The organism is Pseudomonas sp. GW821-FHT09C10, from assembly GCF_059418085.1.
This window is the reverse complement of the sequence record NZ_JBWKPE010000020.1, coordinates 80,337-99,782: the sequence shown is the minus strand read 5'-3', so window position 1 is coordinate 99,782 and position 19,446 is coordinate 80,337. Positions and strand designations below refer to the sequence as shown.

Here is a 19,446-nt window from a genome sequence, read left to right as displayed (position 1 = left end):
ATAAGGTTTATACGGGTGTAGCGATCGGCCACTAACTGCCGTTTTTCTTAATCTGACTCACCGCTGAGTGATGGTTAAATGATGTCGCGAGGCCATACTTTTGGTGAGCGTTAAGACTTGCCTAGGGTCATGAAAAGTTTCTCTTGGCGGCGTGAACAATATTGCTACCGAGAACGATTATCAAGTAAGGTTTTCAAATATTTCTTATTGATCCCGGCCGAACAGCGTTGCGCGAACGTGTATTTGCACGCTCTTGCGGGCGTTCGTCCCAAGTTTGAAAGCGTTGTTAATTCATTGATCAATAAGGGGTTAAACGTTGATCGGCGAGGGCGCTGACAGAGGCGCAATTCAGCCGCACCGAGGCCCCTGAAAATTTTGCAAAAACCACGACTGATGCACGCCAAGGAGAACTGCTATGAACACTGATCGTCCGATCACGACTGCCCTGCTTCCCATCAGCTACCTGTTCGTTCCGGGGAACCGTCCGGAGCGCTTTGCCAAAGCGGCTGAGGCCGGAGCGGATGCAATCATCCTGGACCTTGAGGATGCGGTTCATCCCGATAGCAAAGCCGCTGCTCGAGCTGCCATCTGGGCGTGGCAGGAGAGTGCGCCAAGTGTCGCGTGCCAGCGGTTTATCCGGCTCAACAGCGTCGGCAGCGCGTTGTTCCGCCAGGACCTGACGTGGTTGGGCGACATGCGTTACCCCGAGCGTTGCACCGGGGTATTCCTGCCCAAGGCCGAGGCGCCGCAAGCGTTGGCGCGGGTGGTCGAGCAGTTGCTGGCGTGGCAACCCCAATTGCACATTGTCGCGATCATCGAGACGGCCAGAGGCTTGCAGCAGGTGGAGGCGATTGCTGCGGTTCCCGGCCTGGCACGCCTGGCCTTTGGCTCGCTGGATTTTTCCCTGGATATCAATTGCGGCCAGGTGCCTGAGGCGTTTGTGTACGCACGCAACCGCATCGTGCTGGCCTCTCGCACTGCGGGTTTGCCGGCACCGATCGACGGAGTCACGCCGGCGATCAACGACCTGGCGGTGGTCGCCCAGGACTCGCTTTACGCTCGCTCCCTCGGGTTCGGGGCCAAGCTGTGCATCCATCCCGCGCAGTTGGCGACGGTGCAGCGCGCATTTCTACCCGATGCGCAGCAATTGGCCTGGGCCGGTCGGGTGATGAGTGCCGTGGCCGGGGGCAGCCATGCGGTGCAAGTTGACGGCGAAATGGTCGACCTGCCGCTGATCGAACAGGCGCAACGCCTGTTGGACATGGCCCGCCGACACGCAGCGGTCGCCAAGACCGGAGCTTGCTGAGCATGCTGCCGGGACAGGAAGGGACCATTGAGCAGACCTATCAGATTGCGCTGCGACCGGTGTGCGAAGTGCTGCAATCGGAACAGGTGGACCCGGCGAATGTGCAGTGGCTATGCGACTCGATTATCCGCGCAGGGCATTGGCTGGAACCGATCATTGTCGAGCGCTCGCAAGGCATCGTGATGGACGGTAACCATCGCCTGAATGCAGCGTTGCAGTTGGGTCTGTGTCGGGTGCCGTGCATCCAGCTCGACTACGCGGACCCACGGGTGTGCGTACGGCACTGGCACACGGGGCACGCGTTCGAGGTCGCGCGGATTTTCAACACCATCGCTCGTGGCGAGATCTTTCCGTACAAGACCACACGGCATGTGTTTGATCCGGCGCTACCGGTCATCGCGATCCCGCTGGACCGCCTGTACGAATGAGTCGTGTAAAAAAATCAAGTGGGTGGGTGATACTTTTTCGCACGTCGACTGGCATTAGGAGTGATTCCCATTTTCTCTCGTTGAAAGGATCCTCTCGTCATGCCTGTTGCCAGTCGGCCTTGCGGTGAACGCGCGTTAACCCTCGCTATTCGAACCGCCCTGTTGAATTTCGTCATGGTCGCAGCGGGCGCCAATGCCTGGGCTGAGACACCAACGCCTGCCGCCACGGATGACAGCACGCCCAGCCTGACCCTCGACACCACCACGATCGACGGCCGCTACAACGGCCCGACGGCACTGCCCGAGGTGCTTGCCGGTGGGCAGGTGGCGCGCGGCGCGCGGCTGGGCATGATGGGCAACAAAGACGTGATGGACACGCCGTTCAGCGTCACCAGCTACACCGCCAAAACCCTCGCCGACCTGCAAACCGTCACCGTTGCCGATGCTCTGGAGCGCGACCCGTCGGTGCGCTCGACCGGCCAGACCGGTGGTATCGTCGATTCGTTTTTCATTCGCGGTTTTGCCATCGGCGAAGGCAACCTGGGTGAGCTGGCCTACGACGGCGTGTATGGCGTGGCCCCCAATTACCGGGCGTTTACCGAGTACGCCGAGCGTGTCGAAGTGCTCAAGGGGCCGGGTGCCTTGATGTATGGCATCTCGCCCAACAGTGGCGTGGGTGGGGTCATCAACATTGTTCCCAAACGGCCGCTGGAGGAAGACCTGACCCGGTTCACCGGCAGCTACGCGTCGGACTCCCAGGCGGGCGGGCACCTGGATATCAGTCGGCGTTTTGGTGAGGAAAACCAGTTCGGCGTGCGCTTTAACGGCAGCCTGCAGGGCGGCGACACGGCGGTGAACGACCAGCATCGCGACGTAGGCATCGGTGCGATTGCCCTGGATTATCGTGGCGAGCGACTGCGCCTGAACCTGGACTACATCAGCCAGAAAGAAAGCTTCGACGGTGCCTCACGCCCGTTCACCATCGCGCCGGGCGTTGACGTGCCATCCGCCCCCAATGGCCGCACCAGCCTGCCGCAAAAGTGGGGTTGGTCGGATACCAAGGAACAGTCCGCATTGCTCGGCGGTGAATATGATCTGAGCGACAACCTCACCGTTTTCGCCCATGCAGGGGGCGGCAGGTCGGATGTGAAACGCATGTCCGACCAGGTGCCGCGCATCCTCAATGACGCGGGCGACACCAGCAACGTCCCGGGCTATTACAAATTCAACGTCGACCGTTCTACCGCCGATGTGGGGATGCGCGGGCTCTTCGCCACCGGGCCGGTAACCCATACCACCACGCTGATGGCGACCCGTTACCAGGATGAGCTGTCGCGGGGCATCAACAACGGCACCACAATCCTCTCCAATATCTACCACCCGGTGGACACGCCCAAGCAATACATCAACACGCCCAAGGTGCTGCGAATCTCCGAGTCGGAGCTGTCCGGCGTGGCGTTGACCGACACCTTGGGGATGCTGGACGACCGTCTCCAACTGAGCCTGGGCGTACGCCGGCAGTTTATCGAGTCGCGTAACTACAATGCCGCCGGCACCGTCAGCTCGCGTTACAGCGCCAACGCCACCACGCCGTTGCTGGGTGTGGTGGTCAAGCCCTGGGAGGACGTCTCCCTCTACTACAACTACGTCGAAGGGCTGAGCAAAGGCGATGCGGCACCGGGCACGGCGAGCAATGCCGGGGAAACCTTTGCGCCGTATGAGTCCAAGCAGCACGAACTGGGGGTGAAGTATGAACACGGCACCTTCATGACCACACTGGCGCTGTTCCAGATCGAAAAACCTGCCGGCGAACTGGGCGCCAATGGCGTGTATTCGGTGCAGGCCGAACAGCGCAACCGTGGTCTGGAACTCAGCGTGTTCGGCGAAGTGGCCACCGGCACCCGTTTGATGGGGGGGGTGACCTTCCTCGATGGCGAGCTGACCCAGTCGGCGACAGCCGCTAACCAGGGCAACAAGCCGGTCGGCGTGCCCGATATCCAGGCCAACCTGTGGGCGGAATACGACACCCCCTGGCTGGAAGGTTTCACCCTCACGGGTGGTGCGATCTACACCGACAGCCAATACGTCAACCAGGCCAACACCCAGGAACTCGACGCCTGGACCCGCATTGACGCCGGTGCGCGTTACGCCACCAAGATAGAAGGGCGGCCGACGACATTCCGCGCCACGGTGCAGAACGTGTTCGACCGTGAGTACTGGTCCGGCGTGGCCTCCTATGGTGCGTTTTCCCCGGGGTATCCGCGTACCTTGCAACTATCGGCGACCGTCGATTTTTGACCATGGCCGGTATGGATCAAGCAGTCTGAGCCGCGCGTAACATCACTATTGCGGCGGCTCTTGAACCCCCAGGTTTCGATACCGTTGCTTACCCCACACGGTGGGATCCGGCGTCACCTCGATCACCGTGGTCGGCGGTGTATTGATCCGAAACCCGGGCTCCATCTTTGCCCGCATTTCGAGGTACTGGCCGAGGAAGGCGTCGTACGCCAGGCGGGGGGCGTACTGCACGTTGCCGTTCTGGTCCACCGCCTCGCCATGATAGAAAAAGTCCACACTCTGGGCGAGGGGCAGTGACAGGCTGGCGATAGGCTTGTAGTCACCTTCATAAAGCGTTAGTCGCAGCTTGGCGCTGGTCCCATAGAGCAGCGCCATCTGTTCGGCGAACCAGTTGATGTAGTTGTCGCCGTTAATCCGCGTTGGTTCGACAGGCAACGTATAGGCACTGTCGAGGTCATGGTTTTTACGCAGGCGGCCGGCCATGCCGTTGAGCTCCAGCCCTTCACCGAACTTGATGTCGACCTGTTCTCCCGCCTCGATCTTGATTGGCTTGTTCACTGAAAGTGCAGGCCACAGCAAGTTCTTGGCGCCGTATGAGCCGCCGCCCTTCGACAGGTTTTTTGCCTGCACGATCTCCCACCTGGCCGCTGTCAGGACAAGGGGCGCCGCCGTGATGTTCGTCGCGCGCACGGACAGGAAAACCTGCTCGTTGACTGACTGCCTGTCACCACTGGGGCGCCCGAACATCGGCGTCGGGCTAAACCACGCCTCTGCAACAAAGAGCCTGCGACCCTGGCTTGCGGTGGTTATGTTGGTCAGGCGTTGCAACGCTTCTTCGGTGATACCGATGCAATAGCTTGTCCCCGATGCGCCCGCACCGCTGACGATGGACGAACATGGGCCCGATGTCTGCATATTCGGGGCCTGCGCCAGGGCCAGCCCAGGCATGGCCAGCACCCAAAGCATCATCGCCGCACGGCGAAGTTCAACGCCCCTCACGGCCGGGTATCGACTGTGGACTTAACCACAGCGCCTTGCCCGGTCACGATCGGCGAAGCCGCTCCGTAGGTAGACATTCCGTCCCTTGCCGGGCGGGGCGCAGGCGCTGATCGGGTTGGCCCGGTGACGTGGACCTCGACCTTCGCGCCAGCTGCGATAACGATGGGAGCGCCGTCGTTATAGGTGGTCGTCGAGGGCGCCGGTTGCTGCGCCGGATCGAGTCTCACGCCGACTCCACCAGGCCTTGCATCGATCTGCACCCCGCGATTTTGAACCAGTGCCGCAGCGACCAATAGCGCCGTCACAACGGTCACCGTGATCGCAACAAACGTTCCAGTGCGCCCGTTTTTCCCGCGTGCACGCGTTTTCTGCGAGAAATTACCCAACTTCAAACTCCTGTAAATGAAGGCTGCGGTATCCGTACGGCCGCTGCCGGCAGCGGCGGCTTCAAACGAATGACGAAGCTTACATCAGCACACTCGTTGGTGGTCGCCCAATCTTCATTGCCCGGGTGGTGTGCCCACGGCGCGGTACACTCGGATATAGGGTTATTGGATAAAAAGATTTATTGACTAAAATAAAATATCGGATAATTATTCCTGTGCATCTGCTCCCACGCAGAGTCATTTTCAGGGTTATCCCGATGAGTGTTAAAACCCCGTCTGTACTGGCGACTCTATACGTCGAGGCCAATGAGTCGTGCTTTGCAACCCCCGTGGCACCTGCGCTGATGCAGGGCTTCCCGGCCGAGCCGAAACACCGGGTAACGTGGCACAACTGGATGCGCGCGCCCTTCAGCCAGTGGGGGTTCCGTCATCTGGCGCGGCTGCGTCCCACGATTGATGTGGCGGCGGGTTCAAGGCCTGCCGGTCAGCTCAAGGAAGCGCCCACAGCGCTGGACCCGCTGTGTTTCGACAGCGAATGCGGGCTCAGCATCAGCGTGATCGAACACCTTGTGGCCAGCCAGACCGACGCCTTTTTAGTGATGCAGGGCGACACGGTGTTGTTCGAGCGCTACTTCAACGGCCAGCGCGCGGATGATCGGCACATCATGTTCTCGGTGACCAAGTCGCTGATCGGCACCCTTGGCGAACAACTGGTTTCCAACGGCATGCTCAAGCCCGAGCTGTCCGCCGCGTACTACGTGCCTGAGCTGGTGGGCAGTGCGTTTGGCGATGCTACGGTGCGCCAGTTGTTCGATATGGCCGTGGGCATCGACTACAGCGAGGTGTATGACGATCCCGCCTCCGAGAGTTCGCAGTACGGTTATGCCTGCGGTTTCCAGCCAGCACCGGCGCAGTACGCCCAGTTTGAATCGCTGTACCAATACCTGCCGTCACTGAAAAAACGTGGCGCACACGGCGGCTTTTTCCATTACGTGACCGCCACCACCGAAGTCCTGGCATGGGTCATGGAACGGGCCTCGGGCCAGGCGTGCAGTCAGATGCTGGAACAGATCTGGAGGCGCTTGGGGTGCGAGCGCGACGGTTATTTCATGGCCGATCCCTGGGGCCGTAACGTTGCCGGGGCGGGCTTCAGTGCCACCTTGAGAGACATGGCGCGCTTCGGTCGCCTGCTCGCCAATGACGGTCGTCAGGACGGGGTCGAGCTGCTGTCGCCCGAGACCGTAGCGCGTATCGCCGCCGGTTCTGATCCGGCGATCTACGCGCAAAATGCCGAGTTCTCCAGCTGGACGCCGGGTGCGTCCTATCGCAGCCAGTGGTACGTGTTCAACGACCACAGCCAAGCCCTGATGGCCGGAGGGATCCACGGCCAATACCTGTTCATCGACAAACCGTCCGGCGTGGTGATCGTCAAGCAATCGTCACTCACCGATGCGGTCAGCCCGTTCGATACCGACAGCGTGCGCATGCTGCGCGCAATCGCCGCCCACCTGAGTCGCTGATCCACGCCAAACAATAAGAGTCTTGCGTTCTATTCACCTGGCTTGCCCAGGTGTTGGCGGCGCCCTGCGTCGCCATTGACTGCCCTGTAACAACAATAATTCCACAGGAGCTTCTTATGGTTTTCACCAAGCGTTTCTCTCGAGCGCTGTTAGCGCTCGGCTTACCCTTGACCACCCACGTTGCGTTGGCGGGCTACACCTTTGAGGACGGCGATCTCAAGGGGGAAGTCAACCTCACCGTGGGCGGGGCGACGCTGTTTACCCGTGGCGTCAACTTCGGCAGCGGCCAGGTCGATGCGCGCAACGGAAAAAACGGCGGCGCCAGGATCAACTGGCAAGAGGTCTACGTAAAACCGGGGGTCAAGCTCGAGTATGCGCTGCAACCGGATTTCAGCCTGCTGGCCGGCGGTTCCCTGGTGGGGGCGAGCACGTTCGGCGATGGCGATGCGGGAGGCTTCACCCGCAGCTCCGACGGCAAGGTCGCAGCCGAAGAACTCTACGGCGGTTTTCGCGCCGGCGAGTGGAAGTTCACCGCCGGCCGCCAGAACTACATGATCGGTACGGGGTTCATCGTCATGGACGGTAACCTCGACCAGTACAAGGACGGCGCCTACTGGCTCGGCCCGCGAACCGCCTTCAAGGATTCAGCGATCCTGGCCTGGGATCATGGCGCGCTGAAGTCCCAGGTATTCACCCTGCGCACCGATGATGACCTGGGCGATTTCCGCATGACCGGCGTCAACCTCGACTACAACCTCGATGACCAGGTGACGCTCGGTGCCATGGCCATGAAGGTCAATGCCCTCGGCCCCAGGGGCAGCACGCTGCCGCGCCGTCGGGACGGGATGCAGGTGTACAACGTCAGGGCGCTCAACGCCAAGGTGCCCGGCGTCCAGGCCCTGACCCTGAATGCCGAGTACGCGCTGGAGCGCGGCAGCGGCGAGGGTGTCGACTACGATGCCAACGCCTGGTATGCCCAGGCCGACTATGCCTTCACTACCTTGCCGCTGACGCCGATCGTTGGCTACCGCTACGCGAGCTTTTCCGGCGACGACAACCTCACCGACAACCGCCAGAAAGCCTGGGATTCACTGAGCAAAGGCTTTGTCGACTGGAGCACGTGGCTGGTCGGGGATGTGGTCGGCAACTACCTGCTGTTCAACAGCAACGAAAACGTCCAGCAGTTCTCCCTCAAGACCCACCTCAACGACACCCTGACCCTCGGCGCGATTCACTACCAGTTCTGGCTGGACGAGAAAAACTACATGGGCGCGCCGGTCAGCGATCGGCGCTTTGCTGACGAAAGTGTGGTTTTCCTCGACTGGACGCCCACGCCGTCGTTCTATACGTCGCTGTCCTACAACTGGGTCAAGCCGCTGGCCGCCGCCAAACAGGTGTTCGGTAACGACCAGATGTTCAGTGCGCTGGAACTGTATTTCACCTACCGCTATTAAGTGCTGCGAGCCATCGCGGCCGCGCTGGAGTGTTTTGATCATGAACAGATTTTTGCGTAACACCGTGCTGGGCACTGTCGCCTCGTTGCTCATCAGTGGTTTTTGCCTGGCTGAAGAACGCACCGTACGGATCTACAACTGGATCGAATACCTGCCACCCGAAGTGCTCAAGAGTTTCCAGGAAGAAACCGGCATTCGCCCGATTTACGATGTGTTCGACAGTGCCGAAACCATGGAGTCCAAGCTGCTGACGGGCAACTCCGGGTATGACGTGGTGTTCCCCGGCACCGCCAACCTGGGGCACTTGATCAAGGCGGGTGCCGTGCAGCCGCTGGACCGCCAGCAGTTGCCGAACTGGCAGCACCTGGACCCGCAGTTCATGCAATCCCTGGAAGCCGTGGGTGACACCGGCAACCGCTACGCCGTGCCTTACCTATGGGGCACCACATTGATCGGCTACAACGTCGACAAGGTGCGCAAGGTCCTGGGGCCCGACGTGCAGATGAACAGCTGGGACATCATCTTCAAGGAAGAAAACCTCGCCAAGCTCGCCAGTTGTGGCGTGGGTTTCCTCGACGCCGGCAACGAGATCCTGCCGATTGCCCTGCACTACAAGGGCCTCGACCCCAATAGCCAGAAGCGTGAGGACTATGTGCAAGCCCAGGCCGTGATGATGAAGATTCGCCCTTACGTCACTTACTTCAACTCGTCGCGCTACGGCATGGACCTGGCCAACGGTGATATCTGTGTGGGCGTGGGCTGGTCCGGCGGTGTCGCATTGGCCACGCGACTGGCGGATGCCGCCGGCAAGGGCGTCAAGGTTGAGATGGCACTGCCCAAGGAAGGCGCGCCGATGTGGGCGGACGTGATGATGATCCCGGCCAAGGCACCCGATCTGGCGGAGGCCCATGCGTTCATCAATTACATCCTGCGCCCGGACGTGATTGCGCGCATCAGCAACAAGATCGGCTACCCCAACCCGAACAAGGACGCCACTGCGCTGGTGGACGCCAGCATTCGCAACGACCCCAACATGTATGTGCCGGAGGAAGCGCGCAAGACCCTGTTCGCCCTGGAACCGATTCCGGCCGCCGTGGAGCGCATCCGTACCCGCACCTGGACGGCCATCAAGAGCAACCGCTGATCAGTATGGCCCGGTGCGTGCGCGCCGGGCCTGGAGCTTGCCATGACTGAACGGATGGACATTGCCCCCAACTTGCAGCGGGTGCTGACCCTGCGCGTCGCGATAGGGCCGGGTGTGACCCTGGGCGACAGCGTTGAAGGCCTGCGCTGCAACTACCCGATTGTGGGCGGGGACTTCGATGGGGTCGGCATCAGCGGCCAGGTCCTGGCGGGCGGAGACGATTGTTTTGTTTTGCGCCCGGATGGCATCGGTCAACTGGATGCCCGCTACAGCCTGAGGACCGACGAAGGCGAGGTGATCAACATCCGTAACCGGGGTGTGCTGAGCATGACTGAGTACGGGCGACAGCTGGAGCGCGACGGTCAATGGCCGATTCCTGAGACGGAGTACCGCTGCACCTGCACCCCGCTGTTTCAGGTGCCCAAGGGGCGGCTGGACTGGCTCACCCGTTCAAGTTTTATCGGCCTGGTGCATTACCCGGGCGCCGACCAGGTGGTGATTCGTTGCTATCGCTTTTACTGAGGCCCGGCCCTGGAAGCTGTCAGGCCTGCATGCCGTAAAACAGCAGCTCGGTGATGCGCCGTACCTGCGTCGAGTGCGCGTCGATATCCGGCTGTTCCTGGTTCACCAGCCTGAACAGTTGCAGGTGCGAATAGTCGTTCAACAGGAACGCGGCCAATTCCACATCGAGTTGCGGGCGCAGCTTGCCGGCCCGTTGCAGTTCCCGCAGCAGTTCGCTGATTTCCGCCCTGAGCGCATCGTTCATGGCGCGATAACCGGCCGGCAGTTCATTGCTGCCGCCGAACAGGATCAGCGGCAGCAGTTCACGCCAGAGGCTGGGGTGCATGACTTCCAGGGCATAGCCGGTGAGCAGGCTTTCCAGGTGGCACAACGCTTCGACCGGATCGTCCATTGTGTGGATCTCGCGGCGGGTGTCACTGATTGCGCGCTGATCGGCGTGATGCAGGATTTCCAGGATGATTTCCTGCTTGTTGCCGAAGTACTTGAACACCGTCGGCGGCGACACCCCGGCCTGGCTGGCGATCTGTTCGATGGTGGTGTTCTGGAAACCCTGGCGTTCAAACAGCTCGATCGCGGCCTGGCTGATAGCTTGCCGGCGTTCGGCTTTCTGACGTTCACGCAGTCCGCTCACAGGAGATCCTTGTCACGAGTAAAAAGAGGGGCGCTTATCGCCCCGGTATCCCTGCAAAATACTTAATTGGGTAAAGCTTTTAAAGCACTAATTGGCATTCAAGGGATTTGCCGCTGATGCTTCTTCAACCGGTAGGCAAATTGAGCGCGGCTGAGCCCCACAAGCCTGGCAGCGGCGGCCAGGTTGCCGGCGTTGCGTTGCAGGGCTTCGTTGAGCAGGCGCGATTCAAGGCCTTCGATGGAAAACCCCGGTTCCAGTTGGCCAAGGGTGTCGAACAATGCCAGGCACGGCGGCGGTGCGCTGTTGGACAGGCTGCCGTGGTCGTCCAGGCCGTAGGGATCGGCCGGCATCGGTTCGTTGCGAAACAGGTGCACCAGGTCAATGGGTTGGCCTTCGTCACTGGCGATCAGGCCGCGTTCGATCAGGTTTTGCAGTTCGCGCACATTGCCCGCGAAGTCATAGCGCAGCAACACCTTCAGGGCGCGCATGGTCAGGCCCGCCGGCGTTCGCGCGTATTCCTGGCAGAAGCGCGTGAGGAACGCATTGATCAACAGCGGGATGTCGTCCCGGCGTTCGCGCAGCGGGGGCAGGGCGATGGGGTAGACATTCAGGCGGTAGAACAGGTCTTCACGAAAGCTGCCGTCAGCCACGGCTTTACGCAGGTCGATATTGGTGGCGGCCACCACGCGCACATCCACCTTGATCCCGCGCACCCCGCCGACCCTTTCGATTTCCCGTTCCTGCAAGGCCCTCAGCAACTTGCTTTGCCCGGCCAGGCTGAGGCTGGTGATTTCATCCAGAAACAGCGTGCCGCCCTGGGCCCGTTCGAAACGTCCAGGGCGTGAGTGCGTCGCGCCGGTATACGCGCCGCGTTCGACACCGAACAGTTCGGCCTCGATCAGGTTGTCCGGAATGGCAGCGCAATTGAGTGCCACGAACGGGCTGTCCTGGCGGCGGCTGAGCTGGTGCAACTGGCGCGCAAACATCTCCTTGCCGACCCCGGACTCGCCGCTGATCAACACCGTTGCCGGGGTCAGTGCGACACGTTGCAGGGCTTGTGTCGCGGCGTTGAAGGCCGCACTCGCACCCACCAGTGTTTGCGGCGGGTTGGCCCTGGCACTGTGGCTCACCGGGTGGTCGGGCGTGGGCGCGATCGTGGCGTTGGTGACGGCCTGGGACACATTCAGGTAGCGCAGGTCCTGCTCGACGTCACCCCACTGCTCCGCGGTCTTGCCGATCACCCGGCAACAGCGGTGGCCCATGCCCCGGCATTCCACCTCGCGGAAAATCACCATTTGCCCGAACAGGCCACTGACAAAACCGATGGCATAGCCGGTTTCAGTCCAGCACACCGGGTCCTGGCCGATGCCGTAGGCACCCACGTGTTCATCGGCTTCGCACGAGTGGTGCCAGAGGAACTCGCCTTCATAGAACCCCGAGTCGGCATCGAACTTGAAGTGCAGCGGTTCAACCTTGGTCATGCCTTCCAGGGTGTGCAGGTGGGTCCCGGCGCGGAACACCGCGGCGGCATCGGCCTGTGGCCAGCGCTCGCGGATCAACCGCGCGTCCCGCGCGCCGGAGACATAACCGGTGCGGGTGAACAGGCCACGCGCCTGCTCCAGCCCCAGGCGTTCAATGACCTCCGCGCGCAGGGCACCGAACGACGAACCGTGCAGCAACACCATGCGTTGATCGTTGAGCCAGATACGCCCGTCTTCGGGCGAGAAGAACAGGCAATCGGTCAGTTCCGCCGGGGTGGGCGAACTGCTCTCACTGAGTTGACGGCTGTCGCCGCGCGGATGGTAGGGCGCGCTGGCCACCCGGTCGTCGGGCAGCGCGCTGTGGGGATTAGTCATTGTTATGCCCCTGCAAAGCGAGTGATCGATATGAGTAACTGCTCAGATAGTTATTAAACATAACCTTATCAATTGAACAAGTGGTGGTGCCGCGGTTTTTGCAGCCGATGGGGCGGTGAGGCGTGGGCGCCGCGTGGCAGGCCTCGTCCCAGAGCCCTCGGTCCTTTATGTCTGCGTCGTTGGGTGCAAGCGGCACAGCCTTTGCTCAAGGCTTGATGCGGCGTTTGCACCCTGTGCAGGCGATGACAATTACAAGAACCGGGAGTTGCCATGTCAGTACCTGAAACCACCCACTTGCTACAGCGGGCCATTGCGTCCGAATGCCTGTTCAACGGCGATTGGATACCTGCCTCGGGGTCCGTGATCGCGGTGATCGAACCCGCCACCGGCGAACCCCTGATGCGCTGCGCCATGGCCAACCCGGCCGACATCGCCGTCGCCTGCCGCAGCGCGGCCCTGGCGCAGCCGGCCTGGGCAGCACTCGGCCCACGGGAGCGCGCCGAGGTGTTTCGCAAGGCGGCGGACCTGGCCCAGCAGTCCTTTGCCGAACTGGTGCTGTACGTCGCGCGGGAAACCGGCGGCGCGTTGTTCAAGGGCGAGCACGAAGTGCGCGAGGCGATTGTGCTGCTGCATCAGGCGGCGGGGCTGTTGTCCCAACCTCACGGGCTGGTGCTGCCCAGTGCGGCCGGTCGCCTGTCCTATGCCCGGCGTCAGCCCCATGGCGTAGTCGGGGTGATTTCACCGTTCAATTTTCCGCTGGTGCTCTCGCTGCGCTCGGTGGCCCCGGCCCTGGCGGCGGGCAATGCGGTGGTGCTCAAGCCCGACCCGCAGACCCCGGTCAGCGGTGGTTTTCTGATCGCCCGGCTGTTCGAAGAGGCGGGCTTGCCCAAGGGCCTGCTGCAGGTATTGCCCGGTGCCGCGCCGGCGGGTGAGGCGCTGTGCCGCGATCCGAATGTGCAGATGATTGCGTTCACCGGGTCGACGGCGGCGGGGCGCAAAGTCGCCGAAGTGGCCGGACGACACCTGAAAAAAGTCGCGCTGGAACTGGGCGGCAAGAACCCGCTGATCATTCTCGAAGACGCCGACCTCGACCTGGCCGCGAGCAATGCCGCCTGGGGCGCCTGGCTGCACCAGGGGCAAATCTGCATGGCCACCGGCTTGATTCTCGCCCATGAATCCATCGCCGAACGCCTCACGCGCAAGTTGGTGGACAAGGCCCGGGCGTTGACCGTGGGCAATGCCGCCCGCGGTGAAGCCGCGCTCGGCCCATTGATCAACCAACGGCAATTGCAGCGCGTGCACGAGATCGTCAGCGACAGCCTGCAAGCGGGCGCGCGGTTGGAGGCGGGCGGCGAATACGACCAGTTGTTCTACCAGCCCACCGTGCTCAGCGGTGTGCGGCCTGGGATGCGCGCGTTTGAGGATGAAATCTTCGGCCCGGTGGCCACGGTGGTCAGTTTTGCCACGGACGAGGAGGCCATCGAACTGGCCAACCGCACCGAGTATGGCCTCTCGGCCGCGATCATCTCGCCTTCGGTCGGGCGTGCCATGGCCATCGGCGAGCGGCTTGACTGCGGCCTGCTGCACATCAATGACCAGACCGTCGCCGACGAATGCATCAACCCCTTTGGTGGGCGCGGCGCTTCCGGTAATGGCGGCAGCGTAGGCGGGCCGGCCGACTGGGACGAGTACAGCCAGTGGCAGTGGGTCACGGTGAAGAACACTGCGCCTGCCTATCCGTTTTGATCCACCTATGCCTATACAAAAACAAGAGGGCTTGAACATGAACCTGCACAACAAAACCCTGGTCGTCACCGGCGTCGCCTCCGGCATTGGCGCCGAGCTGGCGCGGCTCGCGCGCTTCCAGGGTGCCACGGTGATCGGCGTTGATCGCCATGCACCGCAACTGACCCTGGATGGCTTCTTCCAGGCTGACCTGGGCGATCCGGCCAGCATCGATGCCCTGGTGGCACGCCTGCCGGCGCGGGTCGACGGGCTGTGCAACATTGCCGGCGTGCCCGGTACCGCGCCCGTGCAAGCGGTGGCCACGGTCAACTACCTGGGGTTGCGGCACCTGACTCAAGCACTGCTGCCACGTATGGCGGCGGGCGGCAGCATCGTCAATGTCGCCTCGGTGCTCGGTGCGCAATGGCCGCAACGCCTGGAGCTGCACAAGGCCCTGGCTGCCACCCAAGGCTTCGAGGCCGGGCAGCAATGGCTGGCGGCCAATCCGGTGGAGCAGGCCAGCTGTTATCAGTACTTCAAGGAGGCGCTGATCGTGTGGAGCTTCCAGCAATCCCAGGCCTGGTTTCGTGATCACTCGGTGCGTATCAACTGCGTGGCGCCGGGGCCGGTGTTTACCCCGATTCTCGACGATTTTGTCAGCATGCTCGGGCCGGAGCGGGTGGCCGCGGACAGCCAGCGCATGACCCGTCCGGCCCTGGCCGATGAGGTGGCGGCGGTGATCGCCTTCCTGTGCTCCGACGCCGCGCGCTGGGTCAACGGGGTCAATCTGCCGGTGGACGGTGGGTTGGCGGCGACCTACGTGTAGGGGTTGCTACAGCGGTAAACCCCGGTGCGGATCCGCCGTGCCGGGGGTCTTGAACAACAACAAAAATACAGGACATACAAGATGCTCAAGCCTATCTTGCGGGCGGCTGCGGCCGGGACCTTTATCGCACTGTCATCGACTGCACATGCTTACGACTTGCCCGGCCTCAACCTGGGCAGCACCAGTTTCTACGACGGCTCACCGGCACCCGCCGGCCCGGGCTGGTACCTGGAGGAATACCTGACGTACTCCCGGGCCAGCCGTTTCAATGATGCCAACGGCCACAAGCTGGCACTGCCCAACCAGGACGTGGAAGTGGTGGCGCCTACCACACAGATCATCTACCTCGGCCAACCCTTGGCGAATGGCGCGATGCCCGGATTCACCCTGATCAACACCTCCCTGGCCCATGTGGATGTCGACGACGGGTTGAACAATGCGGCCCTGAGTTCTCGCGCCGGCTTTGGTGATGTGATTGTGGGGCCCTTCCTGCAACTGCCGACCCTGAGCCGCGCCGATGGCAGCCCGCTGTTGACCCAACGTATTGAAGCCGATATCTCGGTGCCGGTGGGCGCCTATGACCGCAAGCGCTCGATCAACCCAGGCAGCAACTTCTGGTCATTCAACCCGTATTACGCGGCGACGTACTGGTTCAGCCCGACGTGGTCGACGAGCGGGCGGTTCATGTACCTGTGGAATGGCAAGAACGATGATCCGCAGGCAGGCTTCGGGGATGTTTCCGATACCCAGGCCGGGCAGGCGTTGCATGCCAACCTGACCCTGCAATATGCCGTGAGCCAGCAACTGAGCGTGGGGGTTAACGGCTACTGGTTGAAGCAAATCACCGACACCCAGGTCGATGGGCACGCCGTGAGCGGGCGTCGGGAGAAGGTCTGGGCCATCGGCCCAGGCCTGGTCTACGGGTTCAGCAAGGAAGACGTGCTATCGGTAAATGCCTACTTCGAGCAGCAGGCGGAGAACCGCACGCAGGGCAACAAACTGGTGCTCAATTGGCTGCATAAGTTCTAGTGGGCGCCGTACGCACCATCACGCTGATGATGGTCAGTGCGGCAATCACCACCCCGGGGGAGGTCGCCAGCAGTACCCCGGCGGTGCCGGCGCCCGCGGCGAGCAGTTGCCCGGCCGCCAGCGGCCCGGCCACCGAACCCAGGCGGCCGACGGCCACCGCGGCACCGACACCGGTGGCGCGCACCGAGGTCGGGTAGGAGGGCGGTGCCGATGCGTACAGCACCAACTGCGCGGCCATGACGAACAGGCCGGCGGCAAAACCGGCAATGGCCATGGGCACGATGCCCACCGACAACCCGACCCCGGCCAACGCCGCCAGCAACCCGGCATACACACCCAGCACCACTTTGACCGCATTGCAGCGGTCCAGCAGCACGCCGCCGAGCAGCGAGCCGAGGGCGCCGCCGATATTGAAGAGCATCTGTACCATGCCCGCCTGGGGTTTGCTGAAACCTTGCTCCAGCAACAGCGACGGCAGCCAGTTAAGCAGCATGTACATCACGGTCAGGGTGAAGAAATAGCTGAGCCACAACGCCAACGTGGTGCGGGCGCGACCTTCGCCGAACAGCGCCTGGCCGGTGGAGGGGCGGGCGCCAGGGGTGGTGTCGCGCTGTTGGCGAAAGGCGCTGGACTCCGGCAGCAGCAGGATCATCAACGGTACGGCGAGCAACGGCGCCAGGCCACCGATGATAAAGGTGGTCTGCCAGTGCTCACTGGAAAACATCGCCACCACCGCGGCCAATGCGCCACCCAGCGGCACCCCGCAGTACATCACGCTGATGGCCGTGCCCCGGTTGCGTTCGCTCACCGCTTCGGCGCACAGCGCGATCAGGTTGGGCAACGCGGCGCCCAGGCCCAGGCCGGTGAGAAAGCGCACCAGCAACAGGCTGGCGTAGCTGTCGACAAACGCCGTGCTCAGGGAAAACAGCCCGAATAGCAGCACGGCACCCACCAGGATTTTCTTGCGCCCGATGCGGTCGGCGACCCAGCCGCCGAAGAACGCCCCCGGCAGCAGGCCGATGATGCCGACGCTGAACACCCAGCCGAGCATCTTCGGATCCAGGGCGAACGTTTGACGTAACCCAGCGGCGGCAGTGCCGGCGGCCTGCAGATCGAACCCTTCGATCAGCGCAACGATAAAGCACAACGCAATAGTCAGCGTCGAACGACGCGATGGAGTGTCCATGGGCAAACCTCATTGTTGTTTTTGTTGTGGTGACGAGCGCGAGTGGCTGCTGATGATTAAGATAACAAAGATAACTAAAAAATGAATCGTGGATTAATCCGCCCATAAAACATGGATAAATTCATGTAATTCATAGGCTTGTGATGTTGATCCATATGCAACTAAAAAATAGATAGCTTTATTAATGTTCGATTATCGCTCAGTTGCGGTTGACGGGCACCGCCGGCTGTTTCCATTCTTGGCTCGCGAAGCCGACCGGCCGAGCGTGTGCCACCCCAAAAACAACAACAAAAAATGGACATCGAACATGCCAGAACTCCCTATGGAGCACGCCGTTGCAGCGGCGCCCGTCGCCTGTGTGTCGAACAATACCCCACGCCTGCTCATGGCATGCCTGGCCTTGAGCGTGCTGCCCACTTCGCTGTGGGCCGCAGGCTTTATCGACGACAGCCACGGCACCTTGACCTTGCGCAATTACTACCTGGACCGCGACTACAAGGACGACGGAGCGAAGACCGCCGCGCGGGAATGGGCCCAGGCGTTCATCCTCAACCTGGAATCGGGCTACACCCCGGGCCCGGTGGGCTTCGGCCTGGATGTGCGCGGGCTGATAGGGGTCAAGCTCGACTCGTCGCCGGACCGCAGCGGCACCGAGTTGCTGCCGGTGTCGGCCAGCGACAAGCGCGCCGCCGATGAGTACTCGCGCCTGGCCCCGACTGCCAAGCTGCGGTTTGCGCAAACGACAGTGAAGGCCGGCGATGTGTCGATCTTCCTGCCGTTCGCCTTTGCCAGTCCGTCGCGCCTGCTGCCGCAAACCTTTCGCGGCACCACCTTGAGCTCCAAGGACATCGAGGGCCTGACCCTTAACACCGGCTACATCGACCGCATCAACAAACGCGACTCCACCGACTACCAGGCCATGACCATCGCCTCGCCCAACCGGCGTTTCAACGCCACCGCCACCACGTCGCACCTGGCGTATGTGGGCGGTGACTACCAGGTCAACAAAGACCTCAGCCTGCGCGTCTATCACTCCCAGGTCGCGGACCTCTACCAGCAGGACACCCTGGCGCTGCTGCACAACCTGCCGTTGGGTGATGGCGTGTTCACCAGCGACCTGCGCAGCTTTTTCAGTCGCGAGGATGGCAGTGCCAAGGCGGGCAAGGTGGATAACCGCAACCTCTCGGCGCTGTTCGGCTACCGCCTCGGCGGCCATCGCGTCAGCCTTGGCTATATGCACTCAAGCGGGGAGACGGCCACACCCTATATCTCCGGCACCGAGTTGATGGGCATGAGCGAACTGACCATGAGCTCGGACTTTCTTAACGCCAAGGAGCGCACCTGGCAGGCCATCTACGACTATGACTTCGCTGCGGCGGGTGTGCCGGGGTTGAAGACTCGGCTGCGCTATGTGCGCGGCGACAACATCGAACTGGCCGCTTTCAATGCCGAGGACCGCAAGGAGCGCGAGTTCCAGATGGAGTTGGGGTATGTGATCCAGGACGGCCCGCTGAAGAACGTCGGGTTCATGGCGCGCAAGTCGATCTACCGCAATGACTTCCCCGGCGGCGCGGCGTTTCGCGATGAAAACCAGACCCGTTTCCTGGTGCTCTACACCGTGGCGCTCTGGTAAGCCGCTCAGTCCTGGTAGACCTTCTTCAGCAGGCGCAGCAGCTCTTCGCGTTCCTGGGCGTCAAGGGCGGCCGTGGCGTCCAGGTCACTCTGGGCGGCGATCGCCTTGAGCTCCTTGAGCAGGGTTTCGCCGCTCTTGCTGAGGAAGATCCCGTAGGAGCGCTTGTCCGGCTTGCAGCGCACCCGCACGGCGAGGGCGCGGCTTTCCAGCTTGTTCAGCAACGGCACTACCTGGGGCGGCTCGATGGCCAGGGCGCGGGCCAGGTCGGCCTGCATCAGCCCGGGGTTCTGCTCGATGATCGCCAGGGCGGAGAACTGTGCGGGGCGCAGGTCGTGGTCCGACAGCCGGCCGATCAGGTTCTGGAACAACTTGAGCTGGGCGCGGCGCATGGCGTAGCCGATCAGATCGTCCAGGGCTGAATCCAGCGGCGGCCGTACCTCGTCGTTGTCGGGCAGGGCCTGGCTGGCGGCGGCGATGGTGGAAGGCTTGGCCATTGGCAGTGC

Annotated in this window: 16 protein-coding genes and 1 pseudogene; 12 read left to right on the top strand and 5 right to left on the bottom strand. The window is 62.2% G+C overall.

What is annotated here, in order from left to right; genetic code table 11:
• Positions 1 to 415 precede the first annotated feature (415 nt).
• From AC07OT_RS28850 to AC07OT_RS28840, 3 genes are all read left to right on the top strand, one after another.
• Entirely contained in the window at positions 416 to 1,306 is an 891-nt protein-coding gene (locus tag AC07OT_RS28850; protein ID WP_065939578.1) for an HpcH/HpaI aldolase/citrate lyase family protein, read from the top strand.
• Between the two features lie 2 nt (positions 1,307 to 1,308).
• Complete coding sequence (locus AC07OT_RS28845) at positions 1,309 to 1,734, top strand: ParB N-terminal domain-containing protein (RefSeq protein ID WP_257228072.1); 426 nt, start codon at positions 1,309 to 1,311, stop codon at positions 1,732 to 1,734.
• Between the two features lie 99 nt (positions 1,735 to 1,833).
• Positions 1,834 to 4,032 carry a TonB-dependent receptor gene (locus tag AC07OT_RS28840; protein WP_495109673.1) on the top strand — a complete coding sequence of 733 codons (2,199 nt, stop codon included), beginning with the start codon at positions 1,834 to 1,836 and terminating at the stop codon, positions 4,030 to 4,032.
• A gap of 45 nt (positions 4,033 to 4,077) precedes the next feature.
• Here AC07OT_RS28840 and AC07OT_RS28835 read toward each other — a convergent pair whose 3' ends face one another.
• Positions 4,078 to 4,980 (bottom strand): hypothetical protein, encoded by a 903-nt coding sequence (locus AC07OT_RS28835; RefSeq protein WP_495109672.1) that lies wholly within the window; start codon positions 4,978 to 4,980, stop codon positions 4,078 to 4,080.
• A gap of 694 nt (positions 4,981 to 5,674) precedes the next feature.
• Between AC07OT_RS28835 and AC07OT_RS28830 the strand changes: the two are divergent.
• The 5 genes and pseudogenes from AC07OT_RS28830 to AC07OT_RS28810 form a co-directional block, all read left to right on the top strand.
• Positions 5,675 to 6,859: pseudogene (locus AC07OT_RS28830) on the top strand (serine hydrolase domain-containing protein); the annotation flags it as partial.
• Complete coding sequence (locus tag AC07OT_RS28825) at positions 6,808 to 6,954, top strand: DUF2845 domain-containing protein (protein WP_495109690.1); 147 nt, start codon at positions 6,808 to 6,810, stop codon at positions 6,952 to 6,954. The pseudogene AC07OT_RS28830 and the gene AC07OT_RS28825, both read left to right, overlap by 52 nt.
• 99 nt (positions 6,955 to 7,053) lie before the next feature.
• Complete coding sequence (locus AC07OT_RS28820) at positions 7,054 to 8,391, top strand: alginate export family protein (RefSeq protein ID WP_495109671.1); 1,338 nt, start codon at positions 7,054 to 7,056, stop codon at positions 8,389 to 8,391.
• 40 nt (positions 8,392 to 8,431) lie between these two features.
• Positions 8,432 to 9,535: a polyamine ABC transporter substrate-binding protein gene (locus AC07OT_RS28815; protein WP_495109670.1), complete on the top strand. Its 1,104-nt coding sequence runs from the start codon at positions 8,432 to 8,434 to the stop codon at positions 9,533 to 9,535.
• A 42-nt stretch (positions 9,536 to 9,577) separates the two neighbouring features.
• Entirely contained in the window at positions 9,578 to 10,057 is a 480-nt protein-coding gene (locus AC07OT_RS28810; protein WP_495109669.1) for a DUF3237 domain-containing protein, read from the top strand.
• A 19-nt stretch (positions 10,058 to 10,076) separates the two neighbouring features.
• Here the strand turns inward: AC07OT_RS28810 and AC07OT_RS28805 are convergent, their stop codons facing one another.
• A complete protein-coding gene (locus AC07OT_RS28805) occupies positions 10,077 to 10,688 on the bottom strand; it encodes a TetR/AcrR family transcriptional regulator (protein WP_027603454.1) in 612 nt (203 codons plus the stop codon).
• A 98-nt stretch (positions 10,689 to 10,786) separates the two neighbouring features.
• The gene (locus AC07OT_RS28800) at positions 10,787 to 12,544 is read right to left on the bottom strand and encodes a sigma 54-interacting transcriptional regulator (RefSeq protein ID WP_495109668.1); all 1,758 of its coding nucleotides are present in this window, start codon (positions 12,542 to 12,544) and stop codon (positions 10,787 to 10,789) included.
• A gap of 270 nt (positions 12,545 to 12,814) precedes the next feature.
• Here AC07OT_RS28800 and AC07OT_RS28795 point away from each other — a divergent pair, with 270 nt between their 5' ends.
• The 3 genes from AC07OT_RS28795 to AC07OT_RS28785 all read left to right on the top strand — a co-directional run bounded on the left by AC07OT_RS28795 (position 12,815) and on the right by AC07OT_RS28785 (position 16,124).
• Entirely contained in the window at positions 12,815 to 14,290 is a 1,476-nt protein-coding gene (locus AC07OT_RS28795; RefSeq protein WP_495109667.1) for a benzaldehyde dehydrogenase, read from the top strand.
• 37 nt (positions 14,291 to 14,327) lie between these two features.
• Positions 14,328 to 15,095 carry a coniferyl-alcohol dehydrogenase gene (locus tag AC07OT_RS28790; RefSeq protein ID WP_495109666.1) on the top strand — a complete coding sequence of 256 codons (768 nt, stop codon included), beginning with the start codon at positions 14,328 to 14,330 and terminating at the stop codon, positions 15,093 to 15,095.
• 81 nt (positions 15,096 to 15,176) lie between these two features.
• Entirely contained in the window at positions 15,177 to 16,124 is a 948-nt protein-coding gene (locus AC07OT_RS28785; protein ID WP_065939628.1) for a SphA family protein, read from the top strand.
• Here AC07OT_RS28785 and mhpT read toward each other — a convergent pair.
• Positions 16,102 to 17,310 carry a 3-(3-hydroxy-phenyl)propionate transporter MhpT gene (mhpT, locus tag AC07OT_RS28780; protein ID WP_495109665.1) on the bottom strand — a complete coding sequence of 403 codons (1,209 nt, stop codon included), beginning with the start codon at positions 17,308 to 17,310 and terminating at the stop codon, positions 16,102 to 16,104. The genes AC07OT_RS28785 and mhpT overlap by 23 nt on opposite strands.
• A 307-nt stretch (positions 17,311 to 17,617) precedes the next feature.
• Between mhpT and AC07OT_RS28775 the strand changes: the two genes are divergently transcribed.
• Positions 17,618 to 18,943, top strand: coding sequence for an OprD family porin (locus tag AC07OT_RS28775; protein ID WP_495109664.1), 1,326 nt, complete (start codon positions 17,618 to 17,620; stop codon positions 18,941 to 18,943).
• Between the two features lie 5 nt (positions 18,944 to 18,948).
• On the opposite strand, the gene AC07OT_RS28770 is transcribed toward AC07OT_RS28775, so the two are convergent.
• A complete protein-coding gene (locus tag AC07OT_RS28770; protein ID WP_065939631.1) occupies positions 18,949 to 19,437 on the bottom strand; it encodes a MarR family winged helix-turn-helix transcriptional regulator in 489 nt (162 codons plus the stop codon).
• Positions 19,438 to 19,446 lie beyond the last annotated feature (9 nt).